We start from the raw sequence: 22,785 nt of genomic DNA on the forward strand, positions 1-22,785 counted from the left end.
ACGTTGATCGAGTAAAAGGGAAGCGATGTCGCGCCCGTCATGGCGGCGAACGTCGGGACGTGACGCAGACCGGGCAGCAGGCTTGACCAGGCCGCCCCCACCGCGAGCCGATCCGGCTTGGTAGCCGCCGCCTCTCGTCTGCGCACGACCAACACCAACAGGCAACGATCCCGCGCAACCGCGTGCCTCACCGATCGAGGCACGCGGATATCAGGAACGCCATACTCCGCCAGCTCGATCAGGTCGGAAAGGGCATCCAGTTCTTGTCGATCCAGTTCGGATATCCGGGATCGATGCCGTTTTCCACGTTGGTATAGCGGACGTATTGGCGATTCCGGAAGAAGTAGATCTGGTGCATATCCCAGCGCATCAAAGCCGCGTCGATGCCGTCGTTGAACGAACTCGGCAGCCCGGTCCAATTGCCGGCGATCGGCTTCGGGTAGCCGGGGTCCACCGTTGTCTCGGTCAACCGTACATACTGATCGCCTTTGAAGAGATAGATCTTGCCATTGGATTCGCGTAGGAAGGCGGCGTCGATCCCCTGCTGGAAACTCACCGGCAGTCCGTTCCAGTTGCCGGCAATCGGCTTCGGATAGCCCTCGTCCATCGCCGAGCCCGTCATCCGAACATACTTGCTCCCCTTGAACAGGTAGAGCTTGTTGTTGGAGTCACGATAGAGCGCGGCGTCGAGGTTGGAAAGGAATTCGCTCGGCAGCCCGGTCCAGTTGCCGGCGATCTTCTTCGGGTATCCCTCGTCGATACCGTTGCTGATGTTTGAATATCGCACATACCACTCGCCGCTGAACAGGTACGCATGGTCGTTATCCTTGCGCCAGACGGCGGCGTCGATCTTCGAGAGGAAGGCGCCCCAGCCAAAGTGCAGCGGCGTAAAGGAGCACAGCGCCGAGCTGTTGGACGACATCAGGCAGGGAACCCCGTCGCTCATCCTGACAAACTGACTCCCGTCGAACAGGTACATGGCCTTGCGTTCGCGGTGCGTGAACCCGGCGCTGATGCCGTTCGTGAACGACGCGGGCAACCCCTTCCAGTTGCCCGCGATCGGTCGCGGATAGCCGGCGTCCATCGTCGTATCGGTGATGCGCACATACTCGCTCCCCTTGAACATGTAGATCTTGTCGTTGCTCTCACGCCAGACGACCGCGTCTACCCCGCTCTGAAAGCTCGCCGGCAGATCCTTCCAATTACCCGCGATCGGCTTCGGATACCCGGCGTCGACCGTCGTGCCAGACAATCGAACGTACTGGTTTCCCTTGAACAGGTAGATTTTGTTGTTCGTCTTGCGCCAGCAAGCCGCGTCGATGCCGCTCTCGAAACTCGCCGGCAGGCCGTTCCAGTTGCCCGCAATCGGCTTCGGATAGCCGGCGTCGGCCGTCGTGCCGGAGAGGCGGACGTACTCATTCCCCTTGAAGAAGTAGGCCTTCTTGTTGTCCTCACGCCACAACGCCGCATCGAGTCCGCTCTGGAAGCTCGCCGGCAACCCGCTCCAACTGCCGGCGATCCCCTTCGGGTAACCGTCGTCCATAGAAATCGCAGTCGCGCACAGCTTGCAATTGCCGTTCGCGGCGCGGAAGAAGCGGCCGAACTCGTCGGCGCAGTTGCACTTGCTGGACGCATATTCATCCGGCGCCCCGAACGTGTGCCCGGTTTCGTGGGCGACCACGCGATCGAAGTTCGGTGAGTCGCTCCAGGCCATCACGATCCTCGGCGTTCCGGCATAGGCGACCCAGCCGACGGGATACTTGGTGATGAAGATGACGATTCCCCATTCGGTGCCGAACTCCTCGCGCAGTCCCGCCACGTACTCCTTGTACCCTTCCTCGCCCGAGGCCACGCCGAGTTCCGCCTGCACCGGATCACGCCACAGCGCCTCGGCGCCCGCCTTGTCTAGTCCGCCGACGTACCGCGGATATCCGGCATCCACCGTCTGCGTGATATCGCTGAAACGGACATAATCGGTGAGCGTGCGGCGCGGATGCCTGGCGAAGAAATAAACCTTGTCGTTGCTTCCACGCCAGAACGCGGACTGAATGCCTTCTTCCATATGCTCGGGCAGTCCCTTGAAATTCCCCTTGATCGGCTTGGGATAGCCGGCATCCATCGTCGATCCGGTCAGGCGAATGTATTTATCGCCCTTGAACATGTAGATCTTGTTCGTCCCGGAGTGCATGAACACGGCATCGATTCCCTCCTCGAACGTGCCGGGAATTCCCATCCAGTTTCCGGCGATCGACTTTGGATAGCCAGCGTCCACCTGCGTCTCGGTAAGGCGTACGTACTGATCGCCCTTGAACAGGTAGATTTTGCCGTTCGTCTTGCGCCAGAACGCCGCGTCGATGCCGTCGTTGAACACTGCGGGCAATCCCTGCCAGTTCCCAGCGATCGGCTTCGGATAGCCCGCATCCGCCGTGGAGCCCGTCAGGCGCACGTAGTTCGGGCCGTTGAACATGTAGATCTTGCCGTTCGATTCACGCCACAGAACCGCATCGATCGATTTCTGATACATCTCGCGCGGAAGTCCGGCCCACGGCGCGTTCGGCCACGGCACTTGATTGGTGGACACGGTCTTGCAGTCGTACACCCAGGAAACCTTTGCCTGCGGCTCCAGCGTCGCGAGCCACGCAAGCCCTTCCTCCACTTCCGCACACATCTTCAGCCGCTCGGCATTCGTCATCTGCAAATCGGACGTGGGCCCTTGCACGAGCACAACGCCGACCGCAACCTCGTTGATTAACCGTTGATTGAGTGCCATGGTGTCCCTCGATTCTTTGGGCGACGAATTTCGCGAAGGCGAACGTCACATGCGTTCAAAAATCACACCCCAATCCTCTCCTACGTCCGGACGGCGCTCCTTCGCACGCCGATACCCTGCCGATAGACGCAGACGATGCGCCAGCAGGGCGAGATCCTCGTCGCGCAATTCGGCCGGGGCGACGGCCAGCGGTTCGACGGCCACGGCACGCGTCGCGCGCTCGACATCGCCCGTCGGATCGGAGACCGTGTTCCCCTCCACCACCAGCGTGTCACCAAAGCGGTGCAGCACGCGCACCCCTCTCCGCCTCAGCAAGGCAGCCGCCGCTTCGGGCCTGCCCTGAACGACTTTTCGCAGATGTTCCTTCATGGCCTTCTCCTGTTGGCTTGAAACGTGCGCCGCCGACGCGATTTTGTCCGCCTATAATCGGAGTCGACGCAAAAAATGGATAGGAGTTCCGACGCCACTTTCGCAAGTGCCCGGCATTGAGAAAACATAGCGTCATCTGGCGATGACCGCTGACGAGCGCGTCCGCGCGATCCAATAGTGGGGTTTGGGGCGTTCCAGGCAACCGGCGAGAGGAAACGTCAGAACGTGGCTCGGCATTTACGCAAGTCGAGATTTTCGTTATAATTGAAAGGTTTTCCGCTCGCCCCCTAGGGGGCAATTTTTTCGGGGATGGGCGTTTCGCCCATTTTTTGTTTGCAGCCATGGATTTGCACGAAATTCTTGAAGTAACCGTCACGGGTCTCGGCTACCAGTTGGTGGACGTCGAGCAGAGCCCGCGTGGCCGTGTGTTGCGCCTCTTCATCGACCAGCCGGAGAAGCCGGGTGGTGTCGATATCGAAGACTGCGCGCTGGTCAGCAACCATCTGTCGCGCGTGTTGCTGGTTGAGAATATCGACTACGAGCGCCTCGAGGTTTCTTCGCCGGGTATCGACCGGCTGCTGAAGAAGGAGGCTGACTTCGAGCGTTTTGCGGGTTCCGAGGTGACCGTCAGGTTGCGCTTGCCGATCAACGGCCGTCGCAACTTCAGCGGCGTCCTGCGCGGCGTGCAGGATCACCGGGTGCGCGTGCAGATCGACTCGGGCGAGATGGAGTTCGACCTGGACAACATTGACAAGACACGCTTGGTTCCGCACTTCGACGTGAAGAAATCGGGCGACCGGCTGGTATAGGAGGTAATGGGAAAATGAGCCGCGAAATCTTGCTGCTGGTGGATGTCCTGGCGCGCGAAAAGAACGTCACCAAGGACATCGTCTTCGGCGCGCTCGAACTGGCGCTGGCGTCGGCTACCAAGAAGCGCATTCACGATGACGCCAACGTTCGCGTCGTGGTCGACCGCGAAACCGGCGATTTCGAAACTTTTCGCCGCTGGGAAGTCGTCGCCGATGGCGATTTTCTCGATGAGGAACAGCAGATCCCCTTGTCGGATGCGCAAGAGCAGGATCCGGAGGTCGAGATCGGCGATTTTCTGGAAGAGTCGCTCGAACCGATCGACTTCGGCCGCATTGGCGCACAAGCGGCCAAGCAGGTGATTCTACAGAAGATCCGCGACGCCGAACGCGAGCAGATCCTGAGTGACTTTCTGGCGCGCAAAGAGCACCTCGTGACGGGTACGATCAAGCGTATGGAGCGCGGTAACGCGATCATCGAAACCGGCAAGATCGAGGCCGTCCTGCCTCGCGACCAGATGATTCCGCGCGAAAACCTGCGCCTCGGTGATCGTGTCAAGGCCTATCTGCTGCGCATCGATCGTTCGGCGCGTGGACCACAACTGATTCTCTCGCGCACGGCGCCCGAGTTCATCATCAAGTTGTTTGCGCTGGAAGTACCGGAAGTCGATGATGGTCTTCTGGAGATCAAGGCAGCCGCGCGCGACCCGGGAATGCGTGCCAAAATTGCGGTCAAGTCGAACGATCAGCGTATCGATCCGATCGGCACCTGCGTCGGCATGCGCGGCACGCGGGTGACGGCGGTGACCAACGAGCTGGCGGGCGAACGTGTTGACATCGTGCTTTGGTCGGCCGATGCGGCGCAGTTCGTGGTTGGCGCCCTGGCGCCGGCTGAAGTCAGCTCGATCATCGTCGATGAAGACAAGCACAGCATGGACGTCGTCGTCGATGAGCAGAATCTGGCGATCGCCATTGGTCGTGGTGGCCAGAACGTTCGTCTGGCCTCGGAATTGACCGGCTGGACGATCAACCTGATGACCGAGGAGGAGTCCAAGACCCTCGTCGAGGCCGAGGCGGCAGCGATTCGCGTGCTGTTCATGGAAAAACTGGATGTCGATGAGGAACTGGCCAACATCCTCATCGAGGAAGGCTTCTCGACGCTCGAGGAAGTGGCCTATGTGCCGCTCCATGAAATGATCGAGATCGAGGCTTTCGACGAGGCGACCGTTCAGGAGTTGCGTGAGCGGGCGCGCAACGTCCTGCTCACCGACGCTATCGTCACGGAGGAGATCATCGGCGAGGTGGCGGAGGACATGCTGAGCCTCGACGGTATGGATAGGGCGCTGGCGGGAAAGCTGGCGGGGAGCGGAATCAAGACGCGCGACGATCTGGCCGATCTGGCGGTCGACGAACTGACCGAGATGACCGGCATCGATGCCCAGAGGGCCAAACAACTGATCACCACGGCGCGTGCGCACTGGTTCGAGTAAGCAGGAAAGAGGAGTTCATATGGCGCAAACAAGTGTTGCCCAATTTGCCACCCAGCTCAAGATGCCGGCTGGTGCGCTACTCGAGCAATTGCAGAAAGCCGGTGTCGGCAGGCGGCAGCCAGAAGACTTGTTGTCCGAACAGGACAAGTCGAAACTGCTCGAGTATCTGCGTCGCGCCCACGGACGGGCCGACGGCAAGACCAAGATTACCCTGACGCGCAAGGAAACCACCGAGATCCGGTCGCAGGATGCGCATGGCAAATCGCATACGGTGCAGGTCGAAGTACGCAAGAAGAGGGTGCTCGTCAAGCGCGATACACTCGAGGTGCGCCCCGCCGAGGCGCCTCTCCAGCCAGTTTCGTCGATCCGACCGGAGGCGGTGACCAAGGCTGTCCCCGAAACGGTGGTGGCGCCAGTTCCCGAACCGGTCCGCGCAGCGGTGGTGACCGCGGCCGACGTGACCGGCGAACCACCAGTTGAAACCAAGGTGTCGCCGAGCGCTCACGCGCCAGTGGTCGGCGAATCGGTAGTGGTGCCGCCGGTGCCCGAGGCCAAAGCGCCGGCGATCGAGGGAAAAGCCGAAGCACCGGCCGATGGCAAGGCCGGCGCCAAGAAAGTGGTGACGCGCGCGTCTATCATCGGCGAGGAGCAGCAGCGACTGCGTGCCGAAGAAGAGCGTCGCAACGCCGAATTGCGTGCTCGTCAGGAGGCCGAATTCAAGAGCAAGCAGCAGCGTACGGCCGATCTGGCGCGCTTGAAGCAGGACGCCGAGGAGAAGGCGGTGGCCGCCAAGGCGGCCGGAGTCGCCAAGCAAGTGGCGGCGCAGACCGCCAGCGAGCGTCCGGCTGAGGACAAGACCTTGCACAAACCGGCGCCAAAGCCCGGCAGCAGCGACAAGAAGACGACCGACAAGGATAAAAAGGCGCCGGAGAAGAAGGCGGCCGATAAGAAAGGGGCTTGGAAAAGCGAGGGCGCCAACAAACGTCCCGGGCTGAAGACGCGCGGAGCCACCGGCGGCACCGGCTGGCGGGACAACAAGCATGGCAAGCGGCCCGCTCGTGGCAGCGGTGGCGAGGAAGAGGAGCACTCCTTTCAGTTGCCGATCGAGCCGGTTATCCATCAGGTTTATATCCCGGAGACCATCTCCGTGGCCGACCTGGCGCACAAGATGGCGGTCAAGGCGACCGAGGTGATCAAGGCGCTGATGAAGATGGGTTCGATGGTGACCATCAACCAGTCGCTCGATCAGGAAACGGCGATGATCATCGTCGAGGAAATGGGCCACAAAGCTTTTGCCGCCAAGCTCGACGATCCCGACGCCTTCCTCGACGAAGCGAATGCTGACCAGAAGGATGTCGTCCTCGAGTCGCGTGCACCGGTGGTGACCGTCATGGGGCACGTCGATCATGGCAAGACCTCGTTGCTCGACTACATTCGCCGCACGCGGGTGGCCAGCGGCGAAGCGGGCGGCATTACCCAGCACATTGGCGCTTATCACGTCGAAACCGAACGCGGCATGGTGACCTTCCTCGACACGCCGGGTCACGAAGCGTTCACGGCGATGCGCGCCCGTGGGGCGAAGGCCACTGACCTGGTCATTCTCGTGGTGGCGGCTGACGATGGCGTGATGCCGCAGACCAGGGAGGCGATTCACCACGCCAAAGCGGCCGGAGTGCCGATCATCGTCGCCGTCAACAAGATCGACAAGCCCGGTGCGCAGCCCGAGCGGGTCAAGCAGGAACTGGTCGTCGAGGAGGTCGTTCCGGAAGAATACGGTGGCGATGCGCCCTTTGTTTCCGTCTCCGCGAAAACCGGTGCCGGGATCGACGAGTTGCTCGAAAACGTCCTGTTGCAGGCTGACGTCCTCGAACTCAAGGCGGCGCGCGACGCGCCGGCGAAGGGCCTGATCATCGAGGCTCGCCTCGACCGCGGGCGCGGACCGGTGGCGACGATGCTGGTTTTGTCGGGAACGCTTCGCCAAGGAGACGTGTTGTTGGCTGGCCAGGTTTTTGGCCGGGTGCGCGCGATGCTCGACGAGAATGGCAAGCCGATCAAGGAGGCGGGTCCGTCGATTCCGGTCGAAATCCTCGGCTTGTCCGACGTTCCGGCCGCCGGACAGGAAGCCGTCGTGCTCGCCGATGAGCGCAAGGCGCGCGAAATTGCGCTTTTCCGGCAGGGCAAGTACCGTGACGTGAAGCTGGCCACCAAACAGGCCGCCAACCTCGAGAACCTGCTCGACCAGATGACGGAGGCGGAAGCCAAGGTTCTGGCGCTGATCATCAAGGCCGACGTGCAGGGTTCGCAGGAGGCGCTGGTGCAATCGCTGCAGAAGCTGTCGACCGGCGAAGTCAAGGTCAACGTCATTCACGCCGCCGTGGGAGCGATCAGCGAGTCCGACGTGCACCTGGCGCAGGCGTCAAAGGCGGTGATCATTGGCTTCAATACGCGCGCCGACGCTGGCGCGCGCAAGGCCGCCGAAACCGCCGGGGTCGACATTCGCTACTACAACATCATTTACGACGCGGTGGACGAAGTTCGGGCGGCGCTTTCCGGCATGCTTTCGCCCGAAAAGCGGGAAGACGTCACCGGCCTGGTCGAGATCAGACAGGTTTTTCATGCCACGAGGATCGGAACGATTGCTGGCTGCTACGTTCTGGAGGGCGTCGTCAAACGCAGTTCGCGCGCCCGCCTGCTACGCCGGCACATCGTTGTCTGGGATGGCGAGATTGAATCACTCAAACGCTTCAAGGACGATGCCAAGGAAGTTCGGGCCGGTTTCGAATGTGGTCTGTCGCTGCGGAACTTCAATGCCTACGAGGAGGGCGATCAACTCGAGGTGTACGACGTGACGGAAGTCGCCAGGACGCTGTAGATGAGTGGCCAAAAGGGGTTTTCGCGCCGCGACCGGATTGCCGAGCAGATCCGTCGCGAAGTTGCGGAGCTGATCCGCACCGAGGTGAGGGATCCGCGGGTCGGCATGGTCAGCCTGACCGAGGTGCAGCTGAGTGCCGACTATGCGCACGCCAAAGTGTTCTTCAGCACGCTCGCCGGTAGCGACCATCTCGACGTGGTGCAGGCCGGTCTGCAGCACGCGTCCGGATTTTTGCGCGGCGAACTGGGCAAGCGGATCAGCATTCACACGACGCCGCAACTGCATTTCGTTTTCGATCAGTCGCTCGAACGCGGAGCGCAGATCTCGCAACTGATACGCGAAGCCGTGGCAATTTCGGATCACGGCGCTGCGCCGGGCCAGGGCCCCGAACCCGACCCCGACCCCGACCAGCATTGAGTTGAGCGACAAGAAACGCTGGCGGCAGGTCGACGGCGTACTGCTGCTCGACAAACCGACCGGCATGACTTCCAACTCGGCCCTGCAGGCGGCGCGGCGTCTGTTTTCGGCGGCCAAGGCGGGGCACACCGGCACGCTCGATCCGCTGGCCAGCGGCCTGCTGCCGCTCTGCTTTGGCGAGGCGACCAAGTTCTCGCTCGATCTCCTCGTGGCCGACAAGACTTACGAAGCTGAAATGCTGTTCGGCGTGCAGACCGATACCGGTGACGCCGACGGCGTGATTGTCAGACGTTGCCCGGTGGATTTCGGGCTGGCCGAAGTCGAGGCCGTACTGCCGCGCTTTCGCGGCCCGTTGGAGCAGATTCCACCGATGTACTCGGCCTTGAAGCGCAATGGCCAACCGCTTTACGAGATGGCGCGTCGCGGCGTCGAAGTGGAGCGTGCCGCGCGTGCGGTGACGATCCACTCCTTGCGAGTGCTGGGTTTTTCCGGCCATCGCTGCCGCCTGCGGCTGACTTGCAGCAAGGGTACCTATGTGCGTACGCTGGCCGAGGATTTGGCGGCGGCGCTAGGTTGCGCGGCGCATCTGACGGCCTTGCGGCGAGTGGCGGTGGGTGTGTTGGACGTCGTCGAAGCGGTGCCGCTCGATCAACTCGCCGCGCTTTCTGAAGACGAGCGCGGAGAATGGCTGCGCACACCCGACACGCTGTTGCAGAGCCTGCCAGCGATACAACTCGATAGCGACGCTGGGCACCGCTTCGTCCATGGCAATGCGTTCAGTGCCGCGGCGGAAGCGGGAAAGTACCGGGTATACAGCGAAGGTCGCCTGTTGGGTATCGGCGATGTCGATGGCAGTGGCCGACTACAGCCTCGACGCGTCGTTGCCGGCAGTGCCCCAGCGCCGTAGTCAACCGGCTTGAGCGGATGTGTGTTCGCTCGACGAGTCGTCTTCGTCGTCTATCTTCCTGCCCATACGGAGAGTCGTGGCTCGACTGCTGCTCTTGGCTAGCCAGCGTTCAGGCAAAGCGAAAAATAGGCGGAGAAGCACGTCAGCGCCCCTCGCGGCTTGTCGAGCCTTGGCAAGTAATTCGGGTCGTGCATTCATTACGTTGGAGTCTCTCCGGGAGCGGGCCGCGCCTGTGTTACTATGTGTGGTTACCATCATTGTCCCGCCCGGACTTCCGACCGGCTCCTTACCGTGTTGAACTGCGATCTGCACTGCCATTCCACCTGCTCCGACGGTCTTCTTCCGGCGACAGAGGTCGCTCGCCGGGCAGCGGGTAATGGAGTCGACATGTTGGCGCTGACCGACCACGATGACCTCGGTGGTCTGGCTGCGGCGCGCGAGGTAGCGGAGGCAGCCGGCATGGCCTTTGTGAACGGGGTTGAGATCTCGATCGAGTGGGAGCGCTTGCAGATCCACATCCTCGGTCTCTCTTTCGAGGTTACCGATCCGGCGCTAAGCGCCGGTCTGGCGAGCGTACGCTCGGGCCGCATCGAGCGTGCCCGGCGGATGTCGGCCGAACTCGAAAAAGTCGGTATCGACGGGGCGTTCGAGGGGGCTATGCGCCATGCGGCCAACCCCTCCCTGATCAGCCGATCGCATTTCGGACGCTACCTGGTCGAAGTGGGTGTCTGCAAGGACGTGCGCAGCGTCTTCGAATCATATTTGGTTCCCGGCCGACCGGGTTACGTCGAGCATCGCTGGGCGACGCTGGCCGATTCCGTGCAGTGGATTCTCGGTGCCGGTGGCGTCGCCGCGGTCGCCCATCCGGGCCGCTACAAGCTGTCACGCGCCGATATGCGGCGCTTTCTTGGCGAATTCAAGGATCTTGGTGGGCAGGCGATCGAAGTCATGTCGGGTAGTCACACGCCGGAGCACATCGATCTCTACGGTCGCCTGGCGAGGGAATATGGTTTTCTGGCCTCGCGCGGTTCGGACTTTCACGGGCCGGGCGAGAGCTACGTCGATCTTGGCAATCTGGCGCCGCTGCCGGAAGGGCTGCAGCCTATCTGGGAAGCTTTCTGAGGCACCGGGAAACTCATGGCCCAGTATCTTTCCATTCATCCGGACAACCCGCAGGGTCGATTGCTGCAGCGAGCGGTCGACGTCATCGCTCAGGGCGGAGTCATCGCCTTGCCGACCGACTCCAGTTACGCACTCGGTTGCCATCTCGGCGACAAGGCAGCAGTCGAGCGTATCCGTAGCCTGCGCGGCGTCGATGATCGGCATCATCTGACACTGATGTGCCGCGATTTGTCACAGATCGGCCAGTTTGCCCGTGTCGATAACGCTCGCTATCGCCTGCTCAAGGCGACGACACCGGGGAGCTATACCTTCATTCTCGAGGGGACGAAGGAACTACCACGGCGCGTCTTGCACCCGAAGCGCAAGACGATCGGCCTGCGCGTACCGGCGCTGGGAGTCACTCTGGCGTTGCTGCAGCAGTTGGGCGAGCCCTTGCTGACGTCGACGCTGATCGTCGCCGGAGACGACGCGCCGCTGACGGAAGCCTGGGAGATCCAGGACCGGCTCGACAATCAGCTCGAACTGATTCTCGATGGCGGACGTTGTGGCGTCGAGCCGACCAGCGTTATCGATCTGACTGGTCCGCTGCCCGTCCTGATTCGCGCCGGAATCGGTTCTCTGACACCTTTCGGCCTCGATTGACGAGGATCTCGTGGAAGCGCTGATCCAGACCGTCGCCATTGCTGCCTTGCCAGTCGTCCTTGCCATCACGCTGCACGAGGCGGCACATGGCTACGCGGCCCGCCATTTCGGCGATCCGACAGCCTGGCAGCAGGGTCGAATTACGGCCAACCCATTGAAACACATTGACTTGGTCGGTACGGTCATCGTGCCGATCGTCATTCTGCTGCTTTCCACGGGTGGCATTCTTTTCGGTTGGGCGAAGCCCGTGCCGGTCGACTTTTCCCGCCTTCGTCGTCCGAAGAGTGACATGTTGTGGGTTGCCGCGGCCGGTCCGGGAGCCAATCTGGCCATGCTCTTGTTTTGGGCAGGAATGATGAAACTGGCCTGGCTTTTGCCGCTCAATGTGTTCAGCCTGCCGATGGCACGCATGGCGGAGGTCGGCATGTCGGTAAACATCGCGCTGATGGTACTCAACCTTTTTCCGCTACCGCCACTCGACGGCGGCCGAATCGTCGTCAGCCTTCTGCCGCCCGACGCCGCGTGGCGCTTTGCGCAGATCGAGCGTTTCGGCTTTCCGATTCTCTTACTCCTGTTGTTTTCCGGCGTGCTCGGTTTGCTGTTGACGCCGGTAATGCAACTGGTCGGCGGAATGATCGAGTTCCTCTTTCAATTTCCTTTCTGAACCGAAAATGTACGCAGAACGAGTCCTTTCCGGTATGCGGCCAACCGGCAGCCTGCATCTGGGTCACTACCACGGCGTGCTGAAGAACTGGGTCCGCCTGCAGAACGACTACCCCTGTCTATTTTTTGTTGCCGACTGGCACGCGCTGACCACCCAGTACGACGATCCGCATGGGATCGTCGATTCATCGTGGGAGATGGTCATCGACTGGTTGGCGGCAGGCGTCGACCCGGAGCGTGCAACGTTGTTCATCCAGTCGCAGGTACCCGAACACGCTGAGTTGCATTTGTTGCTCTCGATGATGACTCCACTCGGCTGGCTGGAGCGCGTGCCGACCTATAAGGATCAACAGGAAAAGCTTGAAAGCAAGGACTTGTCCACCTACGGCTTTCTCGGCTATCCCTTGCTGCAGGCCGCCGACATCTTGATCTACCGGGCGGACAAGGTGCCGGTGGGTGAGGATCAGGTGCCGCATATCGAGTTTTCGCGGGAGATCGCGCGCCGCTTCAATCACCTCTATGGACGTGAAGCCGGTTTCGAGGACAAGGCCAAAGAGGCGTTGAGCCGGCTTGGCGCGAAGCGCGCGCGGCGCTATCAGGATTTGCGCACGCGCTTTCAGCAGCACGGTGATCAGGCGGCAATAGAGAGCGCGCACGCCTTGCTCGACGAAGTGGCAGGTCTGTCGCAGATCGACCGTGAGCGGCTTGGCGGCTATCTCGAAGGAACCGGCAAGATGATTCTCGTCGAGCCGGGCGCCTTGCTGACCGAGGCCTCGCGAATGCCCGGTCTAGATGGTCAGAAGATGTCGAAGTCCTATGGCAACACGATCACTCTGCGTGAGGATGCCGCCTCGGTAACGCACAAGCTCAGACGAATGCCGACCGACCCGGCACGCGTTCGCCGCGGCGATCCCGGTGATCCGGCCAAGTGTCCGGTCTGGCAGTGGCATCAGGTGTACTCGGACGACGCTTGCCAGTCGTGGGTGCAGCAAGGGTGCCGCAGTGCCGCGATAGGCTGCCTGGACTGCAAGAAGCCGGTGATCGAGGGTATTCTCGCGGAGCAGGCGCCGATGCGCGAGCGCGCGCAACCGTATCTCGACGACCGGCGCCTGGTGCGCGAAATCATTGGCGAGGGCAACCGCAAGGCACGCCATCTGGCGCGTGAAACGATGCGTGAGGTGCGCGACGCCATCGGGTTGAACTACGCTTGACTGCCGCGGTGACAGATCGATCATCGATCATCGATACGGTGACGGTCGATAACGACAACGCGTCGCCGCTTGACCCGCTGGCCAGCCCACTGGCGCGGATTTACGGCGAGCCTCTGGTGCAGTTGCCGCACGATCTCTATATTCCGCCTGACGCGATGGCAGTCATGCTCGATGCGTTCGAGGGTCCGCTCGACCTCCTGCTGTACTTGATCCGCAAGGCCAACGTGAATGTGCTCGACATCCCTATGGCGCCGTTGACGGATCAGTACCTGGTGTACGTCGAAGCGATGCGCTCGCAGAATCTCGAGTTGGCGGCCGATTATCTGGTCATGGCAGCGATGCTGATCGAGATCAAGTCGCGTATGCTTCTGCCTCGACCCAAAATCGTCGAAGGGAGCGAGGCCGAGGATCCCCGCGCCGAACTGGTTCGTCGACTAATCGAGTACGAGCAGATGAAGCGTGCAGCGCTTGCCCTCAACGAGTCGCCGCAGGCCGAGCGTGATTTCGACTGGGTCGAGGTCTGGGTGGAGAAGGACTTGCTGCGGCGGCTGCCCGAGGTCAACGCGCTGGACTTGCGGAGTGCCTGGAGTACCATCCTGCGGCAGGCCAAGCTACACACCCATCACCTCGTCCAGCGGGAGGAATTGTCGGTGCGAGAGCATATGGGCTCGATCCTGCGCCGCTTGCGCGGTGCCGCCGGTTTCGTCGAGTTCAGTGATCTGTTCGATCCGACGCAAGGCGCGTCGGTCCTGGTGGTGCACTTCCTGGCGCTGCTTGAACTGGCGCGTGAGCACCTGCTCGAAATGACGCAGGTCGAAGCCTTTGCGCCGATTTACCTGAGGTTGGCGGATGCGCAGAACGAATTCCGATCCCCAGCCAGAGCCTGAACTGCCGGTCAATCGCGGCGAGTTGAAGCGGGTTCTCGAAGCGCTCCTGCTTAGCGCTCGCGAACCCTTGTCTCTGGCCGATTTACGGAAGGCCTTCGACGAACGGGTTGGCACCGACCTTCTTCGGAGCTTGCTCGAAGAATTGCGTGCCGAGTGGAGCGACCGGTCGCTGGAGTTGCTGCAGGTGGCGAGCGGCTGGCGTTTTAGGACGCGCGTCGAGTTCATGCCTTATATTGAGCGGCTGAACCCGGAAAAGCCACCGCGCTACTCGCGCGCCGTTCTGGAAACGCTGGCCATCATCGCCTATCGGCAACCGGTGACACGTGGCGACATCGAGGACATTCGCGGCGTTACGGTGGCGACGCAGGTAATCCGGGTGCTCGAAGAGCGCGGCTGGGTCGACGTTGTGGGACATCGCGATACGCCAGGACGACCAGCGCTACTGGCGACAACGCGCAAGTTCCTCGACGATCTTGGTCTGCGCAGCCTGTCCGAGTTGCCGGCACTCGAACACATCAATCCCACACTGGACCTTGCTGATGCCCAATAGTACTCGTAAATTCCCAGGCGTCCTAACGCGCCCGCCGCGTTCGACGCGCCCGGCCGGTGCCGGGCGACGGTCACCGGCGGCGGCGCCCGGACCGCTCGGATCTACTGGCGGCGCGGCTGGAAGATCGAGCGACGGACCAGGTGGTGGCCGGGGTGAATCGACCCGGCAAACACGGCACCAGGAGACTGAGGCAAAACCTGAGCGCTTGCACAAGTTGTTAGCGCAGAGCGGCGTCGGTTCGCGGCGTGAAATGGAGGGGCTCATTGCCGCCGGGCGTATATCGGTCAATGGCCAGGCGGCGCAGCTCGGCCAGACCGCCAGTCCGGGCGATCGCGTGAAAGTCAATGGCAAACTGGTCCAGTTACGCTTCTCGGACCGTTTGCCGCGCGTCGTCATCTATCACAAGCCAGAAGGCGAGATTGTTTCGCGCAATGACCCCGATCATCGTCCGAACGTGTTTACCTCGATGCCGCGTATCTCCGCCGGACGATGGGTGGCGGTCGGCCGACTCGACTTCAATACGAGTGGCCTGCTGTTGCTGACAACATCCGGCGACCTCGCCAATCGTCTGATGCATCCGCGTTACCAGTTGATCCGCGAGTATGCGGTGCGAATTCTCGGTGAGTTGTCCGATGAGTTGCGCCAACGCCTACTCGACGGCGTCGAACTCGACGATGGTCCGGCACAGTTTGCGAGCTTTCAGGCGGCGGGTGGCGAGGGCGCCAATCGGTGGTACCGGGTGACGCTCTACGAGGGCAGGAACCGTGAGGTGCGCCGGATGTTCGAAGCGGTCGGCGTCGTCGTCAGTCGCCTGATGCGTGTCCGCTACGGCCCCTTTGTGTTGCCGCCGGGCCTGAAGCGGGGACAGGTCCTGGAACTGAGCGAAGCGGAAGTGAAAGGATTGCTGGCTGATCTTGGCATGTTTAAATCGGGGGCCGATCGCCCGCCGCGTCGCTTGCTTCGGCGCTGAACAATTTTGCCGCTGAGGCTCGCTGAGGCTTTTTCCTTTATTTCGCGCGAGCTGGGATTGAGACGTGGGCGCCAGGTTTTTACCGCGCTGGGGCGCGTTGGTACGACATCTCTTCTGTATCGCGAGGGCAGGGCTCGAGTCGGCAGCCCCTAGCCAAACTGAGCCAAATCAGGAACGGCGCACCGGCTGGTCAGGTGTTGTGGCGGTGGCATGGATGATGCGCAAGGCGTGATTCTCCTGGCCAGTCTTCCGCGGGAGAAGTAACCATTTAATTCACTACAGGTCGCCCGACAGGGCAAAGTCATCGTGCATTGGACAGAGCCTGCGCTTGACTTGCCATAGCGGCGTCGTATAATGCGCACTCTCCTCAAGGACGCTGGTGATCTCGGCGTCAATGAAGGCGCGTAGCTCAGCTGGTTAGAGCACCACCTTGACATGGTGGGGGTCGTTGGTTCGAGTCCAATCGCGCCTACCAACAACACCAAGTAAAAACAGCAGGATGCGAAAGTTATATGCATGCTGATGTACTTGGAACTGTGGCCAACAGACTGCCTGAATCGGTCACATCCCGCATAAATCGGGCATGTCGTGTCACGATTTGGTCACTTCGACAGGCGGCTTTTTGTGTTCCACTCGCCGGTCAACACCAGCCGAAGCCACCGCGACCGGCACCATTTTTCCTCCACGTCCTATATGCCCGCTCACGGCAGCCGCGGCAGCGGATAATCCTGGCGCGCCGACTTCGAGCTGATTCACAGCCTGGAAAGCGCGTGCAGAACCTCTACGGGTCGTTCAACGGCTAGATCGGGCGTTTGTTCACGATCATCGCGCCATTGACACCGGGTCGATACTCCATTTTCCGAATAGCGCTTTCTGTCCGCACAATCGCGGCCACCTTTCTCGGATGGGGATGGCTGAGAGCGTTGTAGCAACGGCGTTTTGTAGTATCCTCTGGCCAAGTGTATGCTGTAGCTGAACCCGCTGCGCGGCGCCGGATGTCGAAAAATGTCATGACGATGCGGCACCTTAGGGCGACGATCGACGGGTCAGGATCTGGCAGCAGGGACGGCTCGGAGGCCGGCGGCGACCTTTATCTGGCGATTGCCGCGACGACGCCCAACGGCATCGCATGTCGACTGATGGAGTTTCTCGGTCGACTCTTTTCCGATTCGCGCCGGATAGCTTGGGTGGCGGCTTCGCCCGGAGAGATGCCGCGCGCTGCGTAGGCTAAGCACTGGCCGATCTTCGGGGCGATCCTTGCCGGGCAGGCGAAATCGGGCACAAGAAGGCGCCGCGCTCGAGCATCTGAGACGCGGGCGGGTATCCCTTCGCCGAGATCTGAGCGGCGAAGGCGCGAGCGACTCCGGCGGCACGACGCCGGATTTTGGGCGACGGCCTTCGCCCAGCGACCAATTGTTCGAGGAGGCGCCATGAGTCTGCAAGAACCCGTCGCCGATCGCCGCTTTGCGGTCGACCGGAAGAGACTGATTGATCGCCTGCGCGAGGTGTTGCCGGCGTCGGCATTGCTCGGCGAGGAGGAGGAGAGGCGGCCGTACGACTGCGACGGCCTGACGGCCTATCGGCAGTTGCCACTGGTCGTCGTTCTACCGGAAAACGAAACGCAAGCGCAGGCGATCCTCAAAATCTGCCATGAGCTGAAGGCTCCAGTGGTAGCGCGCGGTGCCGCAACCGGACTTTCGGGTGGTGCGACGCCGCATCCCGACGGAGTGTTGCTGTCGCTTGCCAAGCTGAAAAACATAGTCCACGTCGATCCCGTGTCGCGCACCGCGGTGGTTCAGCCCGGTGTGCGCAATCTGGCCGTTTCCGAAGCGGCCGCCGCCTACGGTCTGTACTATGCGCCCGATCCGTCGTCGCAAATCGCCTGCACGATCGGCGGCAATGTCGCCGAGAATGCCGGTGGCGTGCACTGCCTGAAGTACGGCTTGACCGTACACAATGTGATGCGCGTGCGCGGACTGACGATCGAGGGCGAGGTCGTCGAATTCGGCAACGCGGCGCTCGACGCCGCGGGCTACGACCTGCTGGCCCTGTTGAACGGCTCGGAGGGCCTGCTGGCGGTGATTACCGAGGTTACTGTCAAACTGACGCCGAAACCTCAGCTTGCGCAGGTGGTGATCGCTTCTTTCGATGACGTGCGCAGGGCGGGCGATGCGGTCGCCAGCATCATTGCCGCGGGCATCATCCCTGCTGGTCTGGAAATGATGGACAAGAAGGCCATCCACGCCGTCGAACCGTACGTCAATGCCGGCTACGACATGGCTGCCGAGGCGATTCTGCTCTGCGAGTCGGACGGCACGCCGGAGGAGGTGGCCGAGGAGATCGGCCGTATGAAGTCGGTGCTCGAAATGAGCGGCGCCGCCGGGATTCGCGTCTCGCGCGACGAAGCCGAGCGACTCAAGTTCTGGGCCGGGCGTAAGGCAGCCTTTCCGGCGGTCGGGCGAATGACTCCCGACTACCTTTGCATGGATGGCACCATTCCGCGCAAGCGGCTGGCCGAAATGCTCGACGCCGTCGCCGGCTTGTCCGAGAAGTACGGGCTGCGCTGTGCCAACGTTTTTCACGCTGGCGACGGCAATTTGCATCCGCTGATTATGTACGATGCCAATCAGCCGGGAGAGCTCGATCGAGCGGTGGCTTTCGGGGCTGAGATTCTCGAGCTGTCCGTGCGCTTCGGAGGCACGATTACCGGTGAGCACGGAGTAGGTATCGAGAAGATCACGCTTATGGCCGAGCAGTTCAGCGAGGCCGAGATCGGTGCTTTCCATCGGCTCAAGGCGGCTTTCGACGAGTACGGGCTGCTCAATCCCGGCAAGGGCGTACCGACGCTGGCGCGTTGCCGTGAGTACACTCAGGCGCGCGCCGGCGTGGCTTCTACCCCGAGATGACGATGGACAGCTTGATCGAAAACTGGATCCAGCGAATTGCCGAGGCGGCGCGTACGGGCCGGGCACTGGCGATTCGCGGTGGGGGCAGCAAGGACTTCTATGGCGGGCCAGCGCGCGGTGAACCGTTTGAGGTCGCTGCCTACTCCGGCATCGTGGCCTACGAACCGACCGAACTGGTGGTCACAGTGCGCGCCGGAACACCACTGGTCGATCTGGCGGCGGTGCTGGCCGCGAAAGGTCAATGCCTGGCTTTCGAGGCACCGCATTTCGGGCCGTCGGCGACGGTCGGAGGGATGTTGGCGGCGGGCTTGTCGGGACCGCGGCGACCGGCGGTCGGCGCCGTGCGCGACTTCGTTCTTGGCGTCAAGATTCTGAACGGCATCGGCGAAGTGCTTTCTTTCGGTGGCCAGGTAATGAAGAACGTCGCCGGCTACGATGTGGCGCGACTGATGGCCGGCAGCTTGGGCACGCTTGGTGTGGTACTTGAAGTTTCCTTGAAGGTGTTGCCCTTGCCGGTGGCAGAAAAGAGCCTGTCTTTTGTGCTCGACGAGACGACGGCGCTCGCCAGGCTCAACCAGTGGGCCGGCCAGCCCTGGCCGATTTCGGCCTCGGCCTGGAATGACGGGGTACTGACTCTGCGTTTGTCAGGGGCCGCGGCCGCGGTCGCTGCCGCGCAACGGACCCTTGGCGGAGAGCTCTTGTCCGACGCCGAAGGCGGCGCCTTCTGGCAATCGCTGCGCGAGCAAGAACATGAGTTCTTTAACGGTGGAGAAGCTTTGTGGCGCCTGTCGCTGCCCTCCACCGCGCCGGCCCAGACCTTGGGACGGACACTGATCGAATGGGGTGGTGCGCAGCGCTGGTTGCGAAGCGGCGATCCCACGTCGATCCGGGCGGCTTCGGCAAGCGTCGGTGGGCACGCGACGCTGTTTCGTGGCGACGACGCGCTGAAGGCTTCGGTCGGCGTATTTCAACCGCTGGGCGAACCGTTGGCGCGAATACACCGCCGTCTGAAACAGGCCTTCGATCCGCACGGGGTTTTCAACCCAGGCCGGATGTATCCGGATTTTTGAGAGCCCGCTCATGCAAACCAATCTAGCCGAATTTATCAGGCATACGCCGGTCGGTCTCGAGGCCGACGCGATTTTGCGTAGCTGCGTCCACTGTGGATTCTGTACCGCCACCTGTCCGACCTTCCAGTTACTCGGCGACGAACTCGACGGGCCGCGCGGGAGGATCTATCTGATCAAACAGATGCTCGAGGGGCAGCCGGTCAGCGAAAAGACTCAGATCCATCTCGACCGCTGTCTGAGTTGCCGGTCATGCGAAACCACCTGTCCGTCGGGGGTCAAGTACCACCGTCTGCTCGAAATCGGACGCGACGTGATCGAGGACCGGATACCACGCTCCTTTGCCTCTCGAGCGATCCGCTTCCTGCTCTGCGAGGCGTTGCCGCGGAGCTGGATCTTCAATCCGGCCGTACGCCTTGGCCAACTTTTGCGACCTCTGCTGCCGGCCGTGCTGGCCGACAAGGTGCCTGTGTCGGCCGGACCCGGCAACCGAAGGTGGCCGCCGGCCAAGGGTCACCAGCGGCGCATGGTCGCGCTCGCCGGTTGCGTGCAGCCGACCCTGACGCCCAATACGAATGCGGCAACGGCGCGTGTCCTCGACCACCTGGGCATCGAACTGGTCGAAGTGCCGGGCGCCGCCTGTTGTGGCGCCCTTCGTTACCACCTGCAGGCGCAGGAGAAAGCGCGTAACGACATGCGCCGGGTGATCGATGCCTGGTGGCCGCTGGTCGAGAGCGGGCGTGTGGAGGGCTTCGTGATGACCGCCTCGGGCTGTGGCGAGCACGTGCGAGTCTACGGCGAGGTGCTGCGGGACGACCCAGCATACGCCGAGAAGGCGGCCCGCATTTCGGCAATGACGCGCGACGTCTCCGAGGTGCTGGTCAGCGAGCAGGACCGCCTGAGCGATTTTCTGCGTCAGATCGGCGGTGCTACCGGCGAGCGTGTCGCTTTTCACTCGCCTTGCACGCTGCAGCATGCGCAGAAGATACGTGGGCTGGTCGAAGCACTGCTGACGACCGCCGGCTATCGATTGACCGCGGTCGCCGATCCGCACCTGTGCTGCGGATCGGCAGGCACCTACTCGATCAGCCAGCCGCTACTGGCCACCCAGTTGCGTGACAACAAGCTGGCGGCACTGACTGCCGGTTCGCCGGACTTCCTGGTTACGGCCAATATCGGCTGCCAGACGCATCTGCAGAGTGGCAGCACAGCGCCAGTGCGGCATTGGATCGAACTTCTCGACGAGCGCCTGAGCGACCAGGCTCGGTCGAGCGGGTGAACGGCAGGACAAATGGATATCGGCGTTCAGTCGGCCAGCTACGAGGATCTCTGCCGCTCTTTCCGCTGGCAGCTTGCGGAGCAGTACAACATCGGGCGGGACGTCTGTGGTCGCTGGGCCGATGATCGTAGCCGCTTTGCGCTGTATTTCGAGGACGAGAACGGCTTCACGTCGGCGCATACTTTCTGGGACATTCAGCGCGAGGCGAACCGCCTGTCCAACGTCCTGGCGGCGCTCGGTACCCTGCCGGGCGATCGCGTGGCAATTGCCCTAGCACCTTGTCCGCAAGCGGCGATCGCCCACGTGGCGACCTACCAGATGGGTGCCCTGACCGTGCCTCTGGCGTCGTTCTTGACGCCGGATGCGCTCGAGCACCGTCTTGGCGATTCAGCTGCCCATCTCGCCATCGTCGATGAAGGGACTTGGCCGAGACTCTTCTCGCTGCGTGAGCGGTTGCCGCAGTTGCGCCACGTGATCGGTGTTGGCGCCGCCGTCGGTCATGGCCTCAGGATGTGGGCAGAGCTTCTCGAACACGCGTCGCCGCACTATACTCCGCGTCCAACCCTGGCCAGGGATCCGGCCATGCTCCTGTACGCCAGCCGTGCCAGTGGTCGGCCGAGAGGCGTACTGATGGCGCAAGGGACGCTCATCGGCAGCCTCAGCGCTTACGTCAGTGCGCACGACTTCTTTCCGCAACCGCGCGATTTGTTCTGGTCGTCGACCGACTGGGCGGGGGCCGCCGGCCTGTGGGCCGGACTGCTACCGACCTGGCACTTCGGGATGCCGCTGCTGGCCTACAATGGATCCTTCGACGCCGACAAGGCGTTTTCCCTGATCGACCGGTACGGCGTGCGCAATCTCCTGCTTTCACGAGCGGCGCTGTGGGCGATGAAAGAGTCGATGCCCGAGCCGCGAGCGACTTACGATGTCGACCTGCGCAGCATGGTGAGCGTCGGCGAATCGATCGGCTCCGAGATTCGCCAGTGGACCAGGGAAAAGCTCGGCGTGACGGTCAACGAGTTGTTCGGCCAGACGGAGACGACTTACGTGGCGGGTACGGGCGCATCCCGCTGGCCGATCGCGCCAGGAAGCGCGCGAGCCTATCCCGGTCACCGCGTGGCGGTCGTCGATCGGCAGGGAAACGTCCTGCCGAACGGCGAGATCGGCGAGTTGGCCGTCAATCGCCGCTGTAACGGCGAGGATGACCCGGCGATGATGCTCGGCTACTGGCAGGATCGAGCGGCGACGGAGGTGAGCTTTGTCGGCGACGGATGGTACCTGACCGGCTGTCTTGCCACTTGTGATGATGTTGGCAATTTTCGTAGCGAGGGCGGTCAGACCGATGTCTTCCACATCGGGCGCGACGAAAGCGATAGAATGGCGCGCTGAACGGTTGAGAACGACTCCGACGGTGGCGCAGGGTGGGCATGTTGTGCGCTGGCCGGAAATGACGTTCGGAGCATGCGCGAAAGGGGATCGAATGAGCGACGAGCTGGGGGGCCGGGGCGCCCCGGAGGAGGAGCGGCGGCGAAACCTGCGTCTGCGGGCGGCTTTTGACGACGCCTTCGTGATGATCGAGCCGTTTTTCGATCCGGAGCAGGGTTGGGGAGGGCAAGCGCTTGCGCACCTGGCGTACCGTATCGTGCGCGAAAATTTCCCAGCGCTGAGTGGTGAGGAGGTCCATGCGCTGGTCGTCGCCGCGCACCGCGTGTATGCCGAGCGTTACCCAGAACGAAGCGCTCACTTGCCGGCGCCGGAAGATCTTCGAACGGCCAGCTTCAAGCCGTGACACCCTTTCGAGCTTGCCGGTGCCAGCCATGCTCGCGGTCGGCCGGCCAGACCCACGGAAGGCTTGCC

General features: G+C 62.3%; 19 protein-coding genes and 1 tRNA gene. 18 read left to right on the plus strand and 2 right to left on the minus strand.

Features of this window, described 5'->3' with window-relative positions; translation table 11 throughout:
• Nucleotides 1-238: 238 nt before the first annotated feature.
• Together Q1M07_RS13580 and Q1M07_RS13585 are read right to left on the minus strand one after the other, a co-directional pair.
• Nucleotides 239-2,770 (minus strand): hemopexin repeat-containing protein, encoded by a 2,532-nt coding sequence (locus Q1M07_RS13580; RefSeq protein WP_300454447.1) that lies wholly within the window; start codon nt 2,768-2,770, stop codon nt 239-241.
• Nucleotides 2,771-2,815: 45 nt separating this feature from the next.
• Nucleotides 2,816-3,139: a hypothetical protein gene (locus Q1M07_RS13585; protein WP_300454448.1), complete on the minus strand. Its 324-nt coding sequence runs from the start codon at nt 3,137-3,139 to the stop codon at nt 2,816-2,818.
• A 341-nt stretch (nt 3,140-3,480) separates the two neighbouring features.
• On the opposite strand from Q1M07_RS13585, the gene rimP reads away from it, so the two are divergent.
• From rimP to Q1M07_RS13675, 18 genes are all read left to right on the plus strand, one after another.
• On the plus strand, nt 3,481-3,948 hold the full coding sequence (gene rimP, locus Q1M07_RS13590) for a ribosome maturation factor RimP (protein WP_300454449.1): 468 nt from the start codon (nt 3,481-3,483) through the stop codon (nt 3,946-3,948).
• A 14-nt stretch (nt 3,949-3,962) separates the two neighbouring features.
• Complete coding sequence (gene nusA, locus Q1M07_RS13595; RefSeq protein ID WP_300454450.1) at nt 3,963-5,435, plus strand: transcription termination factor NusA; 1,473 nt, start codon at nt 3,963-3,965, stop codon at nt 5,433-5,435.
• 19 nt (nt 5,436-5,454) lie between these two features.
• Nucleotides 5,455-8,307, plus strand: a complete 2,853-nt coding sequence (infB, locus tag Q1M07_RS13600; protein WP_300454451.1) for a translation initiation factor IF-2 — start codon at nt 5,455-5,457, stop codon at nt 8,305-8,307.
• The gene (gene rbfA / locus Q1M07_RS13605; RefSeq protein ID WP_300454452.1) at nt 8,308-8,724 is read left to right on the plus strand and encodes a 30S ribosome-binding factor RbfA; all 417 of its coding nucleotides are present in this window, start codon (nt 8,308-8,310) and stop codon (nt 8,722-8,724) included.
• Nucleotide 8,725: 1 nt separating this feature from the next.
• Nucleotides 8,726-9,631: a tRNA pseudouridine(55) synthase TruB gene (truB, locus tag Q1M07_RS13610; protein WP_300454453.1), complete on the plus strand. Its 906-nt coding sequence runs from the start codon at nt 8,726-8,728 to the stop codon at nt 9,629-9,631.
• 240 nt (nt 9,632-9,871) lie between these two features.
• Nucleotides 9,872-10,753, plus strand: coding sequence for a 3',5'-nucleoside bisphosphate phosphatase (locus Q1M07_RS13615; protein ID WP_300454454.1), 882 nt, complete (start codon nt 9,872-9,874; stop codon nt 10,751-10,753).
• Nucleotides 10,754-10,768: 15 nt separating this feature from the next.
• Nucleotides 10,769-11,395 carry an L-threonylcarbamoyladenylate synthase gene (locus Q1M07_RS13620; RefSeq protein ID WP_300454455.1) on the plus strand — a complete coding sequence of 209 codons (627 nt, stop codon included), beginning with the start codon at nt 10,769-10,771 and terminating at the stop codon, nt 11,393-11,395.
• Nucleotides 11,396-11,405: 10 nt separating this feature from the next.
• Nucleotides 11,406-12,059, plus strand: a complete 654-nt coding sequence (locus Q1M07_RS13625; protein ID WP_300454456.1) for a site-2 protease family protein — start codon at nt 11,406-11,408, stop codon at nt 12,057-12,059.
• A 7-nt stretch (nt 12,060-12,066) separates the two neighbouring features.
• Nucleotides 12,067-13,269 carry a tryptophan--tRNA ligase gene (locus Q1M07_RS13630; RefSeq protein WP_300454457.1) on the plus strand — a complete coding sequence of 401 codons (1,203 nt, stop codon included), beginning with the start codon at nt 12,067-12,069 and terminating at the stop codon, nt 13,267-13,269.
• Nucleotides 13,270-13,277: 8 nt separating this feature from the next.
• A complete protein-coding gene (locus Q1M07_RS13635; protein ID WP_300454458.1) occupies nt 13,278-14,156 on the plus strand; it encodes a ScpA family protein in 879 nt (292 codons plus the stop codon).
• Complete coding sequence (scpB, locus tag Q1M07_RS13640; RefSeq protein WP_300454459.1) at nt 14,119-14,706, plus strand: SMC-Scp complex subunit ScpB; 588 nt, start codon at nt 14,119-14,121, stop codon at nt 14,704-14,706. The genes Q1M07_RS13635 and scpB overlap by 38 nt, the downstream gene beginning before the upstream one ends.
• Entirely contained in the window at nt 14,696-15,676 is a 981-nt protein-coding gene (rluB, locus tag Q1M07_RS13645; RefSeq protein ID WP_300454460.1) for a 23S rRNA pseudouridine(2605) synthase RluB, read from the plus strand. The genes scpB and rluB overlap by 11 nt, the downstream gene beginning before the upstream one ends.
• A 398-nt stretch (nt 15,677-16,074) precedes the next feature.
• Nucleotides 16,075-16,151 (plus strand) — tRNA-Val (locus Q1M07_RS13650).
• Between the two features lie 955 nt (nt 16,152-17,106).
• A complete protein-coding gene (locus Q1M07_RS13655) occupies nt 17,107-18,582 on the plus strand; it encodes an FAD-linked oxidase C-terminal domain-containing protein (RefSeq protein WP_300454461.1) in 1,476 nt (491 codons plus the stop codon).
• Between the two features lie 2 nt (nt 18,583-18,584).
• A complete protein-coding gene (gene glcE, locus Q1M07_RS13660) occupies nt 18,585-19,652 on the plus strand; it encodes a glycolate oxidase subunit GlcE (protein ID WP_300454462.1) in 1,068 nt (355 codons plus the stop codon).
• A gap of 10 nt (nt 19,653-19,662) precedes the next feature.
• Nucleotides 19,663-20,928, plus strand: coding sequence for a glycolate oxidase subunit GlcF (gene glcF, locus Q1M07_RS13665; protein WP_300454463.1), 1,266 nt, complete (start codon nt 19,663-19,665; stop codon nt 20,926-20,928).
• 12 nt (nt 20,929-20,940) lie between these two features.
• Nucleotides 20,941-22,317 carry an acyl-CoA synthetase gene (locus tag Q1M07_RS13670; RefSeq protein WP_300454464.1) on the plus strand — a complete coding sequence of 459 codons (1,377 nt, stop codon included), beginning with the start codon at nt 20,941-20,943 and terminating at the stop codon, nt 22,315-22,317.
• Nucleotides 22,318-22,408: 91 nt separating this feature from the next.
• On the plus strand, nt 22,409-22,717 hold the full coding sequence (locus Q1M07_RS13675) for a hypothetical protein (protein WP_300454465.1): 309 nt from the start codon (nt 22,409-22,411) through the stop codon (nt 22,715-22,717).
• Nucleotides 22,718-22,785: the final 68 nt, after the last annotated feature.

Source organism: Accumulibacter sp. (assembly GCF_029255285.1).
In the GTDB taxonomy this organism is placed as follows: domain Bacteria; phylum Pseudomonadota; class Gammaproteobacteria; order Burkholderiales; family Rhodocyclaceae; genus Accumulibacter.

What these genes read in the sequence shown, in the direction of transcription:
- Q1M07_RS13580 (WP_300454447.1), bottom strand. Translation starts at nt 2,770, where the DNA reads ATGGCACTCAATCAACGGTTAATCAACGAGGTTGCGGTCGGCGTTGTG.
- Q1M07_RS13585 (WP_300454448.1), bottom strand. Translation starts at nt 3,139, where the DNA reads ATGAAGGAACATCTGCGAAAAGTCGTTCAGGGCAGGCCCGAAGCGGCG.
- rimP (WP_300454449.1), top strand. Translation starts at nt 3,481, where the DNA reads ATGGATTTGCACGAAATTCTTGAAGTAACCGTCACGGGTCTCGGCTAC.
- nusA (WP_300454450.1), top strand. Translation starts at nt 3,963, where the DNA reads ATGAGCCGCGAAATCTTGCTGCTGGTGGATGTCCTGGCGCGCGAAAAG.
- infB (WP_300454451.1), top strand. Translation starts at nt 5,455, where the DNA reads ATGGCGCAAACAAGTGTTGCCCAATTTGCCACCCAGCTCAAGATGCCG.
- rbfA (WP_300454452.1), top strand. Translation starts at nt 8,308, where the DNA reads ATGAGTGGCCAAAAGGGGTTTTCGCGCCGCGACCGGATTGCCGAGCAG.
- Q1M07_RS13615 (WP_300454454.1), top strand. Translation starts at nt 9,872, where the DNA reads ATGTGTGGTTACCATCATTGTCCCGCCCGGACTTCCGACCGGCTCCTT.
- Q1M07_RS13620 (WP_300454455.1), top strand. Translation starts at nt 10,769, where the DNA reads ATGGCCCAGTATCTTTCCATTCATCCGGACAACCCGCAGGGTCGATTG.
- Q1M07_RS13630 (WP_300454457.1), top strand. Translation starts at nt 12,067, where the DNA reads ATGTACGCAGAACGAGTCCTTTCCGGTATGCGGCCAACCGGCAGCCTG.
- scpB (WP_300454459.1), top strand. Translation starts at nt 14,119, where the DNA reads ATGCGCAGAACGAATTCCGATCCCCAGCCAGAGCCTGAACTGCCGGTC.
- rluB (WP_300454460.1), top strand. Translation starts at nt 14,696, where the DNA reads ATGCCCAATAGTACTCGTAAATTCCCAGGCGTCCTAACGCGCCCGCCG.
- Q1M07_RS13655 (WP_300454461.1), top strand. Translation starts at nt 17,107, where the DNA reads ATGAGTCTGCAAGAACCCGTCGCCGATCGCCGCTTTGCGGTCGACCGG.
- glcE (WP_300454462.1), top strand. Translation starts at nt 18,585, where the DNA reads ATGGACAGCTTGATCGAAAACTGGATCCAGCGAATTGCCGAGGCGGCG.
- glcF (WP_300454463.1), top strand. Translation starts at nt 19,663, where the DNA reads ATGCAAACCAATCTAGCCGAATTTATCAGGCATACGCCGGTCGGTCTC.
- Q1M07_RS13670 (WP_300454464.1), top strand. Translation starts at nt 20,941, where the DNA reads ATGGATATCGGCGTTCAGTCGGCCAGCTACGAGGATCTCTGCCGCTCT.
- Q1M07_RS13675 (WP_300454465.1), top strand. Translation starts at nt 22,409, where the DNA reads ATGAGCGACGAGCTGGGGGGCCGGGGCGCCCCGGAGGAGGAGCGGCGG.